Raw genomic sequence first — 11,939 nt, 5'->3', positions numbered from 1 at the left:
AAGGCCCTGGCGGCAACGAAGATGCTGGCCCAGCGGTTTGCCAAGGCGGGCTGGCAGGTGGAGCGCACCGCCAGCGCCGGGGGTCTTGTGGGCTTTGCCAGCCCTGAGGGTCCCCTGCGGGGGATCCGCTACGACTCCTGCGTTCCCGGCAACTTCCACCCGGGCATCACCATGGCCATCGTGCTGGGGGGGGATGGCACCGTGCTCTCCGCGGCCCGGCAGACCGCACCCATCGGGGTCCCCATGTTGGCCATCAACACTGGCCACATGGGTTTTCTGGCCGAGGCCTATCTCCACGAACTGGAAACCGTCGTCACCCAACTGCTGGCGGGTCAGTGGAGCGTGGAGGAGCGCACCATGCTGGTGGTCACCCTGCTGCGGGGCGATCAGCGGCGCTGGGAGGTGCTCTGCCTCAACGAGATGGCCCTGCATCGGGAACCCCTCACCAGCATGTGCCACTTCGAGGTGGCCATTGGCCGCCATGCTCCCGTGGACATTGCCGCGGACGGCATCATTCTCTCCACCCCCACCGGCTCCACCGCCTATGCCCTCAGCGCCGGGGGTCCCGTGATTACACCGGAGGTTCCCGTCTTGCAATTGACGCCCGTGGCACCCCACTCCCTGGCCTCCAGGGCTCTGGTGTTCAGTGACCAGGAAGCGGTCACGGTGTTTCCCGCCACACCGGAGCGTTTGATGATGGTGGTGGATGGCAGTGCGGGTTGCTACGTGTGGCCAGAAGACCGGGTGCTCATCCAACGCTGCCCCCACAGCGCCCGCTTCGTGCGGCTCCAGGAGCACGAGTTCTTTCAGGTGCTGCGGGAAAAGCTGGGCTGGGGCCTGCCCCACGTGTCCAAGCCCAAGGGCGAGAGCGCTTAAAGGGCGCCGCGACGGGCAAAGATGATGAAGACCACCGCAGGGCCGGCGACGAAGATCAGGCCAAGGGAGACGAAACCAGCAATGAGACCGAAATCAATGCCCATGGGTGCGAAGCGCCGTCGAAGCTGCAACAAGCCTAGGTGCCCATGGGAATGTCCACCGGCCTCGGGCCGGGCTGTAACGCGGCTTTACAGTGCCACCGACCCGTCTGTCTGGCCATGACCTCATCCGAGAAAAGCCGCTTGGCGGTGCTGGTCGGCGCCTTTGTTACGGTGTTTCTGGCGGAGTTGGGGGACAAGACCCAACTGGCCACCTTGATGCTGGCAGCCCAGTCCGGCCACCCCTGGCAGGTGTTCCTTGGGGCTGGCGGCGCCTTGGTGACCTCCAGCCTGTTGGGCGTGCTACTGGGGCAATGGCTGGGGCGCGTTCTGCCCCCCAACCTGGTCAAACAGGGAGCTGGAGTGTTGATGGTGGGGCTGGGTCTCTTCTTTTGCATAAAATTTTATGCGGTTCTGTGATCCATAGATCATCAGAATGTTCTCTGAACACTGCCGCACTCCATGGATGTTGCCCTGGTTTCCTCCACGTTTCTGACCATCCTCCTGGCGGAGTTGGGAGACAAGACCCAGTTGGCCACCATGGCCCTGGGCAGTTCCTCCGGGCGGCCACTCATGGTTTTCCTCGGCAGCACGACGGCTTTGCTCCTGACCAGCCTGTTGGGGGTTATGGTGGGAGAATCTCTGGCATCCGTGGCGCCACCTGCATGGCTACACCTGGCCGCAGGCGTCGGTTTCCTCGCCCAAGGTGTGCGTCTTTATGTTGGAGGCCAGAGGTGATCTCCCCGCAAGCACCTCCTCCTGACCAGAGGCATTGCCCCGGCCCACAGGATCAATCCCCACGCGCCATGCCACCGCTGCGCCCATGGCCGCCGCAAGCCTTTACGACAGAGCACCTGCCATCCCGGCTGCTTGTTTATTCCACAAGACATTTGCTCACGCGATGAAGTTCTCGGTTGCGAAGCTGTTGAGTCAGCTTCATCCCGATACGCCCACAACCATCACCCAGCTTCAGAAAAAGCTTTCTCTCAGCAAAAAATCAGAGAAAACCCAACTGGACATTGCCCTGACGGCCCTCGAGGTGCTGGGTTTGCTGCGTCACCAGGACGGCAAACTCTATCTGCAACCCCATGACCATCTGGTTCCCGCTCGTCTGCGCAGCTCCAGCAAGGGGTTCTGTTTCGCCGTCCGGGAAGGGGGCGGCGACATTTATATCCGCGACCAGCATTTGAATCATGCTTGGGACGGGGATCGCGTTCTAGTCAAAATCGTCCGTGAAGGAGGACGACGCCGTTCGCCCGAAGGGATCGTGCAGTGCGTGCTGGAGCGGGCCCACGGGACCCTCCTCGCCGTTCCCAAGCGCAGTGACCACGGTCTTCTCGTTGCCCAGCCCCTGGATGACCGGTTGCCGTCCATCCAACTGCCGGAAGACGACAGCCGCCATCTGGACCCATCCGACCATGGGGTGGCGGCGGAGGTGCGCCTTGATCGCTTCCCCATCGCCCAACACCTGGCCCAGGGGACCATCATCCGCAGCCTGTCCACCAGCGGCGGAGAGGACCAGGATCAGCGTCTAATCCAGACCAAGCACGGCATTTTCGGTCGCAGCGCCCGCAGCCGCGCTACTTTGCAGCCGCTGGATCTGCAGAAACGGGAAGACCTGCGCTCCTTGCCCACCCTGCTGTTGGAGGTCTATGGCGTCTCGGATGCACCCCAACTGCCCGCCCTTTCCCTGGAAACCACCGCCACTGGCAGCCGACTGTGGGTCCACACTCCGGCGTTGGCAGAGCGTTTTGCGGCGTTGGGATACGTGGACCTGTGGATGCGGGAGCGAGGCGCGGCCATCTGCATGGGCCGCCGTTGGCAAGGCCTGGTGTCGGCCAAGCTGGTCAAGGCGTCCACATTTGCGGTGGACAAGGAACAGGCTGCCGTATCCGTGGCGCTGGACCTGGGTCCCGACGGCACGTTGGCGGGCTACCGGTTCTGCCGCTCCCGCATCAAACCCCACGTGCTGCTGAACGCCAGGGACTTTCATGCGTTGGTGGGGCAGGGGTTCCAGCTTCCTGCCCCGCTGCAACACCTGAAGTCCCACATGGACACCATCGGCCAACTGCACACGGTGCTGGAGGCAGTGCGGCAGCAGCGCCTGGCCGCAGGCTCCATCGAGCTGGATTTGCGCCGGCCAGCCCTGAAAGCCGTGGGGGATCTGCAAACCGTAACCCTGGACGAAAAGCTCCAGGGCTGGCTGCCCCGGGCCCAGGACCACGAGCCCATGGCCTGGTTGCGGGAGGCGGCCCTTGTGGCCAACCGCGCCTTTGGTCACCACTGTGCAGCCCTGAAACTACCGGCTTTTTACGTACAGAACGCCCCTGCGGAGGCCGGCGATCTGAACGGGGTGGCCAGAACCGCTCTGGGGTTGGAGAGTAACCTGGAGTTGGGGCAGGACGGAAACGCCCCGGACGGAGCCACCATGGCAGCGGCGTTCCGAACGGTGGCGCGGAGCCGTGCCCTGCAACAGCAGTTGCGCAACGTGGTGAAGCCCTGCACCTTTGCCTCGGAGCCGGGTCCCTACATGCCGGCGGGAGAACGTCAGGCCTATGCCCCGTTTGTTGGTGCTGCACTGCACTACGGAGAGCTGTTCAACCAGCAACTGCTGACCACGCTCCTATGCCATGGCAAGCGCAACGACGGCAGCCACCGGGAGGACGTGGACCTGGCCAGCCACCAGAGCCGGGATCAGGTGTCCTGGGAGGTACTGTCTCCCGATTACGGCAAGCCGTTCAAGGACGCCCTGGCGGCAGGCCTCTGTCAACACCTGCTGGATCGCAGCCGCTTTGCGGCGGTGGTGGAGGCAGATTGGATCGCGCTTTGCCAGGCACGTCACTTGGAGTCCCGTGTGGGGGCAACCATGAATGGGGTGATCAGCGGCGTGCAGAGTTACGGCCTGTTTGTGGAATTGCCCCCCACCCATGGGGAGGGTCTGGTACACATCAGCGCCCTGCGGGACGACTGGTACGAATTCCGCGCCCGGCAACATCGTCTTCTGGGCCGCAAAAGTGAGCGGCAGTTCATGCTGGGGGACGCCATCCTGGTGGAAATTCAGAAGGTGGACGTGCTTCGCAACCAGATTGACCTGGCGGTGGTGACGACAGCCTCTCCCGCTGAACCCCCTGAGGTGGCAGGTCAAGCCTGAGCCATGCCCCAACTCAAGGCCCTGCCACGGTGGCGCCGCCACAGGAGCTGCCCTGGCCTGCGGTGCAGCCAAAGCAGTGGCCACCTGTGTGGATGCTGCGCCCGGCCAAGGTTTCTGGCATCACGTCGGCAATGGTGTGCCCCGGCAAGGGCACGTCCAGCATTTGGTTAAAGTCGCAGTCATAGAGTTGCCCGTTGGGGGCAACCGACAGGGTGTCTCGGCACATCAGCCCCCGGACAGCGCAGGGGTTAAAGGCATTTTCCAACACCTGCTGATAGTGCTCCAGGCGGCCTGCCGCCACCAGCCAGTCCCGAAAGCGGGCAATGGGCATGTTAGTCAGGCCGATGAGTTGGTCAAAGGTGACCCCGTGTTTGGCCAGTTTCTGGCGCCACTGGTCGGTGATTTTGTCGCACAGGGGCTGGAGGCGGTCCCCGTCGGGATTGGTCATCAGGGTGAGTTGGCGCTGGGGATCGCCAGTGCCGTAGCCCACAGCCCGGAGGCGGCGCAGAGCTTCCAGAGACTGCTCCCAGCTTCCGTCCCCCCGCTGCCGATCAGAAGTCTCCTGACTCCAATGGGGAAGGCTGGCCACCACCTCCACCTGGTGGTCCGCCAGCCATTGGGGCAAGTCCTGGTAGGCGGGCACCAGCAGAATGGTGAGGTTGCAGCGATCAATCACCGGAATGTTCCGTGTCCGCGCAGCAAGCACCAGCTCCCGAAAATGACGATGCATCTCCGGTGCGCCGCCGGTGAGATCCACGCACTGGGGCTGGAGACGGTCCATGGCGACGATGCATTGCCGGACCACGGCATACGGCATCTGGGTGTGCCCCTGATCCGGACCGGCCCCCACATGGCAATGGCTGCAGCGCATGTTGCAGAGGCGGCCAAGATTGAGTTGCAGCACACGAAGCGCTTGGGCCCGCTCCAGGCGTTGCCCCGCAGCGGCTAGGCGGACGTTGAAGGTACTGGCAACCATGGCTCGAGATTCAGGTCTGGGAATAGATTGTCTTCTGCCTCCACGGCTTTCAACCAGTCTGGCGGGGGGGCCTGGCCGGAATCCAAAGCATCGGCCAGCGTTTGGAAGCGTTCCACGTGGCGATGAATCTGCTCCCGGGCCAAATCCGTTGTAGTGCCGGAACGGAGGATGAAGCTCCAATCCGAGCTTTGCAGGAGCAACAGCTCTCGGGCCGCTTGGCGCAAGAGGTGTTGCCTCTGCTCATGGTGTCCATGCCTGGCCGCCAGGCTTTCCATGCGCAGCCCGCAGCGATGCCAGAGGGGAATGGCCCAGGCGTTGCTGTCGTTCAGCCAATAGGCATGGTAGCCTCCCTGCCCCCAACTGGATGGCGCTGGACGGCAGAGTTGCAATTGGGGGGAATCCTCCAGGCAACGGCGCAGGGTGGTGAACCTGATCTGATGGTGGGGCGCCTCCCGCCACAGGGCCGCAAGGAACCGGGGTCCCTCGTACCACCAGTGGCCGAACAACTCCGCATCGAAGGGGGCCACCACCAAGGGGGGCTGGCTTCCCCCCATGGCCAGCTGCAACTGCCGCAACTGCCGGACCCGACCTTGGACGTAGTCCTCGGCATCCGCTTGAACCTGGACCTCCGCATTCTCAGGTACATAAGGGGGCTTGTGCGCCAAGGGGCAGGACGGCAGCCCAACCGCGTGCAGCTTGAGACCCAGGGGGCGGGCATTGGGGATTGCCATCTCCTGCAGTTGCTCCAGGGGCAAATCCCAGCCCAGATCCCGATAAAACTCCCGGTAGCAGGGCTGCCCCGGATAGCCATCCCGGGCCGACCACACCGGCAGCGTGGCGGTGCTGTCCCGCCCCACAAACGCCACCGCCCCCGGTGAGCAGATGGGGGCATAGATGCTGTAGCGGGGGCGGGGCAGGGCCTGCAGCAACCCGTGGGCATCCAGAACGGCGTAGCGCAGCCCTTCCGCTGCCATCAGCCGGTCCAGCCCCTCGAAGTAGGCACACTCCGGTAGCCAGATGCCCAGGGGGGCACAGCCCAGATGGCGCCGGTGGTGCTCCACCGCAATCCGCAACTGGGCCACCACAGCGGAGCGGGGCTCACGTAGGAGCGGCAGGTAGCCATGGGTGGCGCCACAGGTAAGCAGATCCAGCACCCCCTGCCGCTGCAACTCTTGAAACGCGGGGATTAACCGCCCCCCCAGTTGGCGCCAGAACGCCAACATGGCCTCCAGTTGTTGGCCCAGGTGGGCGGCTGCATGGTGGTGCTCGGGGGGCGCCCACTCCAGAAGCCGCTGACGGCAGGCGACCCAGCCGGGGAAGCGGTCACAGAGCAACGGGTCCGCCAGCATGGCCAGCAGGGTGGGGGAGAGGCTGAGACTGAGGGCCGGGGCCTGCCGTGGATCTTCGGCGCTGCGTTGCAGGTGGTGGAGCAGGGGAAGATAGCTCTCCAACACGGCCTGGTGAAACCAGTCCTCCTGCAAACTTCCCGCCTGCAGACGGCGCACAAAGGGCAAGTGGCCATGCAGCACCAGTGCCAGGTGTCCCGCTGCCATGACCTTTGCTGCGCCGGTCTAAAGATTACGCTGCGCTGGCCCCGATGGGCTTAGAATCCATTAACTCACAGTGATTCCGCATAGGATGTCTTCCCATCGCTCACCTGCGCCGCCTGGGACCATGCGGGCCAAGGATCCCGGGCGCGTTCTTGTTTTCGACACCACCCTCCGTGACGGGGAGCAGTCCCCGGGCGCTAGTCTCAACCTGGAAGAAAAGCTGGTGATTGCCCAGCAACTGGCTCGGCTCAACGTGGATATCATCGAGGCCGGTTTCCCCTTCGCCAGCGAAGGGGACTTTGCGGCAGTGCAACGGATTGCCCAGGTGGTGGGCACAGACAACGGCCCGGTGATCTGCGGACTCTCCCGCGCCGCCAAAGGGGACATTGAAGCCTGTGCCCAAGCCATTGCCCCTGCTGCCCGCAAGCGCATCCACACCTTCATCGCCACCAGCGACATTCACCTCAAGCACAAGCTGCGCAAAACCCGCCGTGAGGTGCTGGAGATCGTGCCGGAGATGGTGGCCATTGCCGCATCCTTCTGCGACGACGTTGAATTCTCCTGTGAAGACGCCGCCCGCAGCGATCCGGAATTCCTCTACGAGGTGATTGAGGCCGCCATTTCCGCAGGGGCCACCACTATTAACATTCCCGACACCGTGGGGTACACCACGCCGGAAGAGTTTTTCCAGTTGATTGCTGGCATTGACGCCCACGTGCCCAACATAGATCAGGCAGTGATCTCCGTTCACGGCCACAACGACTTGGGCTTGGTGGTGGCCAACTTCCTGGCGGCCGTGCGGGCCGGCGCCCGCCAATTGGAATGCACTATCAACGGCATTGGGGAGCGGGCCGGTAATGCCGCACTGGAGGAGTTGGTCATGGCCATGCATGTGCGCCGCCAGTTTTTCAATCCCCTCCTGGGTCGCCCCGCCGACAGTGAAGAGTCCCTGACGGCCATCAACACGGAAGAGATTTACCGCACCTCCAGGTTGGTCTCCAACCTCACGGGCATATTGGTGCAGCCCAACAAGGCCGTTGTGGGGGCCAACGCCTTTGCCCACGAGTCCGGCATCCACCAGGACGGTGTGCTCAAGAACCGCATCACCTACGAGATCATGGATGCCCGCACCATCGGTCTCAAGCAAAATCGCATCAGCCTGGGCAAGCTGTCCGGGCGCAACGCCTTCCGCAGCCGCCTGGAGGAGTTGGGGTACACCCTGTCTCGCGAAGATCTCGACCAGGCCTTCCGCCGCTTCAAGGAACTGGCGGATCGCAAGCGGGACATCACCGATCTGGATCTGCAAACCATCGTCAGTGACCAGGCGCAGCAGGTGGACGCCACCTACACCCTCAAGCTGGTGCAGGTGAGTTGCGGCACCAACCTGCGCCCCACCGCCACGGTCGCTCTGGAGGACAGCCAGGGGGGGCAAGCCACCACGGCGGCCATTGGCACAGGTCCCGTGGACGCGGTGTGTCGCGCCATTGACGAGTTGGTGAAGGTGCCCAACGAGATGCTGGAGTTCAGCATCCAGGCGGTCACCGAGGGGATTGACGCCCTGGGGGTGGTCACCATTCGCCTGCGCCAGGGGGACCTGATCTGCTCCGGATATTCCGCGGACACCGACGTGGTGGTGGCTTCGGCCCAGGCCTTCGTGGCCGCCATTAACCGGCTCCTGGTGCTCAGCCAGCACCCGTCCGCCCATCCCCAGCACACTGAGGTTTCTGAATCTCAGCCGGATGCCGCCATGGCTGCCTCCTCCTGAGGCACCACCGGGTCATGCTCCATGGGCAGCCGGCCCATGGCTGTCCATGTCTGTGGGCTGGGCTGCCAACGGCGCCAGTGACGGAGGCCCAGTTGCTCCATGAGTGCTTGACGCAACAGGTGTTGGAGGCTGGGCAATTTAGAGGGGTGCAGCGGCAGTGCCGCAGGTACTGCCGCAGGGCCAAACACCTGCCGCCACAGCACAGGGGGGATGGACCGCAGCACCAGTTCCCCATGTTGCAGCAGAGCGTGCCGGCTTCGGCGCTGGGCGCTGCCGATCCGCTTGTTGCCGTCTTTGACGCCCACTAGGTCCGCAGCGGTGGCGCGGTCAAAGCAATGGCTGCCGGCCAGTCTGGCGGGGTCCTGGCCAAACACCAGGGGGTGGCCCAGTTGGGCGAAGACCTGCTGCAACCAGCGGCAGCAGAAGCGATAGCGCTCCACCCCGGTGCGGCCCGACACCATGGTGATGGGCAACACCAGGGCATAGGTGAGACCGCTGCCGTGCAGGACCGCCGAACCGCCACTGGGGCGTCGCACCAGCTCCAGGTGTCCCTGCCGGGCCAGGGCATCCCATGGCGCCGGATAGGAGCGCTGATGACGGCCCAGGGAGAGACAGGGCCACGGCCAGTGGTAGAACCTCAGCACAGGCCCCAGCGCCCCAGCATCCACAGCCTTGAGCAGCCAGTGGTCAAGGGTCATCTGCCAGGCCCCCTGCAACACCATGTCCGGCAACACCACCAACTCCACTGGAGTGCTCACGTCTGCTGGAGAATTGATACGGCACAACTTACGGCGTGCAGGAGACCGGCCCCTGTCAATGCCCCCCGCAACGCCATGGCTGATGCGACGGCTCACATTGACGGCATGATCTGCCAACCGCTCCAGGGCGCGAATCGCAAGGGCGGTCAAGACGACAGCCTCCCGTGGCATGGATTCGAGCAGGGGACCTTTGGTGAGTTGCTCATAGATGGTGGCATAGTCCTGCATCCATCAGGTCGTCCAGGGCAATGAGCCATTGCCCGGCACTGGCATCGTTGCGACTCAGGGCTTCAAGGGCCATGGCCAGCAGGGAGCGGCTGCGATCCAGAATCCATCAGCAGGCCGTCACGCACCGCCAGGGGCTGGTAAGGCAGGAGCCGTTCACCGGTGCTGGCCAGATCTTGCAGTAGTCGCCAATGCGTTCCAGGTCGCGGATGGCTTGCAAATACATGATCAACTGGCGCGGCTGCCGCTGCTTGGAGGTGCGGCGGCTCAGGAGGAACAGCCAGCGCTCTTCCAACTCCCGATAGAGGCAATCAATGCGGTTGTCCCCCGGCCGCACCTGGGGTGCCAACTCCAGGTTGGGACCCACCAGCACCGCCCGGGCCAGGCAAAGAGACTCCTCCACCATGGAGCCAAGGCGCAACACCTGAAGCTTCAGGCTGTGTTGCTCCTCGTGGAACGGCCGCCGCAACAGACGAAGAAGAGGTCTCATCCTACGCCTTGTAACAGGACTGAAAAGCCATGGTTGTCATGCCTGAGAATGAGCACGATTTCTGCCCATCTTGATCTGTGGACCAAACGCAAGTTTTCATCGCCCTGGTGGTAGCTCTTCACGCGGCTGTGCTGGCCGTTCGCCTTTCTGTTGCATTGTATCGCTCCTGAAGCCTGACCTCCGCCCACCAATTGTCGGGCCAATCCTCGGGCAAGTTGTCGGTTTCCTGACGCCATGCCTCAGAAACGTGACGAGCGTCTCCTGAATCTGTTGAGCCTGGGCATCAAGCTTGGCGTGATCCTGGTGGCTTCCATCAGTTGCGTCAAGCTGGCGACAGCTCATCATCGCACCCGTGTACTCAGCCGGGAGCTGGAAGCCGAGTATGCACGGCAGCAGGAGCGCCTTCTCGTGGCGCGCCGCGCCTTTGGCGATCTTTTCCAGATTCGTCCCGGAGAGGGGGCAGGGCAATGGGCTGTGCCCAGTCGCCAGCGGGTGGTGTGGGATTCCTCGGCACATCCGGGAGACCCCAGTGCGGGTTCACCATAGGGGGCCTTCAGAGTCCCCCCAAGTACCAGGGTCCCTGGCTTCCTCTCTCAACATGCTCCATGGTTACCACCGCCTCACCCAAACCCCAAGCCATCGTCACCGGAGCCAGTTCAGGTATTGGCCTGTACACGACAGCAGCCCTGGTGAAGCGGGGCTGGACGGTGGTCATGGCCGTGCGGGATCCTGCCAAAGGAGAGAAAGCCATTAACGAGCTGGACCTGGATCGCAGTTCCGTGGCGGTGCTGCCCCTGGATCTCTCCGATCTGCGCTGTGTGCGGGCCTTTGCCCAAGCCGTTGCCACCGGTAGCGCCCCCCTGGACGCACTGGTGTGCAACGCCGCGGTGTACATGCCCACCCTGAAGGCGCCCCTGTTTTCACCACAGGGTTACGAATTGAGCATGGCCACCAACCACTTGGGCCATTTCCTGCTCATCCAGTTGCTGCTGGACAGGCTGGCGGGGGATGGCAGTGGCAAAGGCAGCGGCGGTGTGCAAAAACGGCTGGTGATCCTGGGCACGGTAACCGCCAATTCCAAGGAGTTGGGCGGCAAGATCCCCATTCCCGCACCGGCGGATCTGGGGGACCTGAAGGGCTTCGCCGAAGGCTTCCGGGCGCCCGTCACCATGGCCAACGGCAAAGTCTTCAAACCGGGCAAGGCCTACAAGGACAGCAAGCTTTGCAACATGATCACCGTCACCGAGCTGCACCGCCGCTTCCATAAGCAGACGGGCGTGGTCTTCGCCTCCCTCTATCCGGGCTGCGTGGCAGACTCCCCCTTGTTCCGCCACAGCTTCAAGGTGTTTCAGAAGGTGTTCCCCTGGTTTCAGAAGACTGTTACGGGGGGCTACGTGAGCCAGCCCATGGCGGGGGAGCGAGTGGCAGATGTGGTGAGCGGCGAGGCCTTCTCCACCTCTGGCGTCCATTGGAGTTGGGGCAACCGCCAGCGGCGGGGGCGCCAGCAATTCGTCCAGGAACTCTCCGAGCAGGGGCGTGATCCCGGCCTGGCCAGGCGACTCTGGGAGTTGTCTGCCCAGTTGGTGGCGGAGTGGGGTGAGGCCGAGGGGAAGAAGGATGGGGCGGTGGAGCCTATGGCTGAAACGGAGGCCGGTGGGTGAGGGGTTTCTCCCCCATTCGGGTCCGTATGGTTACGTGCTCCGAGCCCGTTGTGAGAGGCAATTACGTCGGTTCTCGAGGTCTGCCAGAAACTGGTCATGATTCTCCGGGAAAATCAATACCAGGCAGAAACCGCCAAAATGTTTATAACGAATCTGCATCAGATCCAGTGACAGTGCCGGACCTGACAGCAGGCCACGAGTTCGCTTGACCGATTTGATTTTGACAAGCATTATCGATCATCTGAATGGACCGCTTCTTACATCGAGTTGTTGATCATCAAGCTTTGCTGGGGAGCATCTTCGCGAAAGATCGCAAGAGCCCGGCCGGTCGCGAAAGGATTGACGTGATCGTCATATTCAAAATGTTGTTGTTGCAACAACTGTAGGGC

The 11,939-nt window shown here is 63.3% G+C and carries 14 protein-coding genes; 8 read left to right on the top strand and 6 right to left on the bottom strand.

Translation table 11 applies throughout. The annotated features are described in order from the left end of the window. A partial coding sequence (locus FLM9_RS02905; protein WP_102135459.1) for an NAD(+) kinase occupies window positions 1-876 on the top strand: 876 nt, incomplete at its 5' end. Here FLM9_RS02905 and psb30 read toward each other — a convergent pair. After that, a complete protein-coding gene (gene psb30 / locus FLM9_RS02900) occupies window positions 873-980 on the bottom strand; it encodes a photosystem II reaction center protein Ycf12/Psb30 (RefSeq protein ID WP_074457177.1) in 108 nt (35 codons plus the stop codon). The two genes, FLM9_RS02905 and psb30, sit on opposite strands and share 4 nt — an antisense overlap. A gap of 114 nt (window positions 981-1,094) precedes the next feature. Between psb30 and FLM9_RS02895 the strand changes: the two genes are divergently transcribed. The 3 genes from FLM9_RS02895 to FLM9_RS02885 all read left to right on the top strand — a co-directional run bounded on the left by FLM9_RS02895 (window position 1,095) and on the right by FLM9_RS02885 (window position 4,125). Next, a complete protein-coding gene (locus FLM9_RS02895; RefSeq protein WP_074457176.1) occupies window positions 1,095-1,394 on the top strand; it encodes a TMEM165/GDT1 family protein in 300 nt (99 codons plus the stop codon). 42 nt (window positions 1,395-1,436) lie between these two features. Further along, window positions 1,437-1,712, top strand: coding sequence for a TMEM165/GDT1 family protein (locus FLM9_RS02890; protein WP_074457175.1), 276 nt, complete (start codon window positions 1,437-1,439; stop codon window positions 1,710-1,712). Between the two features lie 163 nt (window positions 1,713-1,875). After that, window positions 1,876-4,125: an RNB domain-containing ribonuclease gene (locus tag FLM9_RS02885; protein WP_074457174.1), complete on the top strand. Its 2,250-nt coding sequence runs from the start codon at window positions 1,876-1,878 to the stop codon at window positions 4,123-4,125. Between the two features lie 13 nt (window positions 4,126-4,138). Here FLM9_RS02885 and arsS read toward each other — a convergent pair whose 3' ends face one another. Both arsS and FLM9_RS02875 read right to left on the bottom strand, forming a co-directional pair. Continuing rightward, a complete protein-coding gene (arsS, locus tag FLM9_RS02880; protein ID WP_074457173.1) occupies window positions 4,139-5,101 on the bottom strand; it encodes an arsenosugar biosynthesis radical SAM (seleno)protein ArsS in 963 nt (320 codons plus the stop codon). After that, window positions 5,071-6,654 (bottom strand): glycoside hydrolase family 57 protein, encoded by a 1,584-nt coding sequence (locus FLM9_RS02875; protein WP_074457172.1) that lies wholly within the window; start codon window positions 6,652-6,654, stop codon window positions 5,071-5,073. The genes arsS and FLM9_RS02875 overlap by 31 nt, the downstream gene beginning before the upstream one ends. Window positions 6,655-6,775: 121 nt before the next feature. Here FLM9_RS02875 and FLM9_RS02870 point away from each other — a divergent pair, with 121 nt between their 5' ends. Then, window positions 6,776-8,416, top strand: coding sequence for a 2-isopropylmalate synthase (locus FLM9_RS02870; RefSeq protein WP_074457171.1), 1,641 nt, complete (start codon window positions 6,776-6,778; stop codon window positions 8,414-8,416). Here FLM9_RS02870 and FLM9_RS02865 read toward each other — a convergent pair. After that, window positions 8,383-9,402, bottom strand: a complete 1,020-nt coding sequence (locus tag FLM9_RS02865) for a lipoyl protein ligase domain-containing protein (RefSeq protein WP_257242974.1) — start codon at window positions 9,400-9,402, stop codon at window positions 8,383-8,385. The two genes, FLM9_RS02870 and FLM9_RS02865, sit on opposite strands and share 34 nt — an antisense overlap. Before the next feature lie 106 nt (window positions 9,403-9,508). Then, window positions 9,509-9,889, bottom strand: a complete 381-nt coding sequence (locus tag FLM9_RS02860; RefSeq protein ID WP_074457170.1) for a phosphate signaling complex PhoU family protein — start codon at window positions 9,887-9,889, stop codon at window positions 9,509-9,511. A 77-nt stretch (window positions 9,890-9,966) separates the two neighbouring features. On the opposite strand from FLM9_RS02860, the gene psaM reads away from it, so the two are divergent. The 3 genes from psaM to FLM9_RS02845 all read left to right on the top strand — a co-directional run bounded on the left by psaM (window position 9,967) and on the right by FLM9_RS02845 (window position 11,550). Continuing rightward, complete coding sequence (gene psaM / locus FLM9_RS02855; protein ID WP_046840327.1) at window positions 9,967-10,059, top strand: photosystem I reaction center subunit XII; 93 nt, start codon at window positions 9,967-9,969, stop codon at window positions 10,057-10,059. Between the two features lie 64 nt (window positions 10,060-10,123). Further along, entirely contained in the window at window positions 10,124-10,435 is a 312-nt protein-coding gene (locus FLM9_RS02850; protein ID WP_074457169.1) for a hypothetical protein, read from the top strand. Between the two features lie 59 nt (window positions 10,436-10,494). Continuing rightward, the gene (locus FLM9_RS02845; RefSeq protein ID WP_074457168.1) at window positions 10,495-11,550 is read left to right on the top strand and encodes a protochlorophyllide reductase; all 1,056 of its coding nucleotides are present in this window, start codon (window positions 10,495-10,497) and stop codon (window positions 11,548-11,550) included. A 30-nt stretch (window positions 11,551-11,580) separates the two neighbouring features. Here FLM9_RS02845 and FLM9_RS08715 read toward each other — a convergent pair whose 3' ends face one another. Then, window positions 11,581-11,781 (bottom strand): PH domain-containing protein, encoded by a 201-nt coding sequence (locus FLM9_RS08715; protein ID WP_074457167.1) that lies wholly within the window; start codon window positions 11,779-11,781, stop codon window positions 11,581-11,583. Window positions 11,782-11,939: the final 158 nt, after the last annotated feature.

It is taken from the genome of Candidatus Synechococcus spongiarum (assembly GCF_900047545.1).
Lineage (GTDB): Bacteria > Cyanobacteriota > Cyanobacteriia > PCC-6307 > Cyanobiaceae > Synechococcus_B > Synechococcus_B spongiarum_C.
Note: the sequence above shows the minus strand (reverse complement) of the source record. Positions and strands in the feature narration are given on the sequence as shown.

Excerpts from the sequence above, each read along its gene's own strand:
- psb30 (WP_074457177.1), bottom strand. The coding sequence starts at position 980 with ATGGGCATTGATTTCGGTCTCATTGCTGGTTTCGTCTCCCTTGGCCTG.
- FLM9_RS02895 (WP_074457176.1), top strand. The coding sequence starts at position 1,095 with ATGACCTCATCCGAGAAAAGCCGCTTGGCGGTGCTGGTCGGCGCCTTT.
- FLM9_RS02890 (WP_074457175.1), top strand. The coding sequence starts at position 1,437 with ATGGATGTTGCCCTGGTTTCCTCCACGTTTCTGACCATCCTCCTGGCG.
- FLM9_RS02885 (WP_074457174.1), top strand. The coding sequence starts at position 1,876 with ATGAAGTTCTCGGTTGCGAAGCTGTTGAGTCAGCTTCATCCCGATACG.
- arsS (WP_074457173.1), bottom strand. The coding sequence starts at position 5,101 with ATGGTTGCCAGTACCTTCAACGTCCGCCTAGCCGCTGCGGGGCAACGC.
- FLM9_RS02875 (WP_074457172.1), bottom strand. The coding sequence starts at position 6,654 with ATGGCAGCGGGACACCTGGCACTGGTGCTGCATGGCCACTTGCCCTTT.
- FLM9_RS02870 (WP_074457171.1), top strand. The coding sequence starts at position 6,776 with ATGCGGGCCAAGGATCCCGGGCGCGTTCTTGTTTTCGACACCACCCTC.
- FLM9_RS02865 (WP_257242974.1), bottom strand. The coding sequence starts at position 9,402 with ATGCAGGACTATGCCACCATCTATGAGCAACTCACCAAAGGTCCCCTG.
- FLM9_RS02860 (WP_074457170.1), bottom strand. The coding sequence starts at position 9,889 with ATGAGACCTCTTCTTCGTCTGTTGCGGCGGCCGTTCCACGAGGAGCAA.
- FLM9_RS02850 (WP_074457169.1), top strand. The coding sequence starts at position 10,124 with ATGCCTCAGAAACGTGACGAGCGTCTCCTGAATCTGTTGAGCCTGGGC.
- FLM9_RS02845 (WP_074457168.1), top strand. The coding sequence starts at position 10,495 with ATGGTTACCACCGCCTCACCCAAACCCCAAGCCATCGTCACCGGAGCC.
- FLM9_RS08715 (WP_074457167.1), bottom strand. The coding sequence starts at position 11,781 with ATGCTTGTCAAAATCAAATCGGTCAAGCGAACTCGTGGCCTGCTGTCA.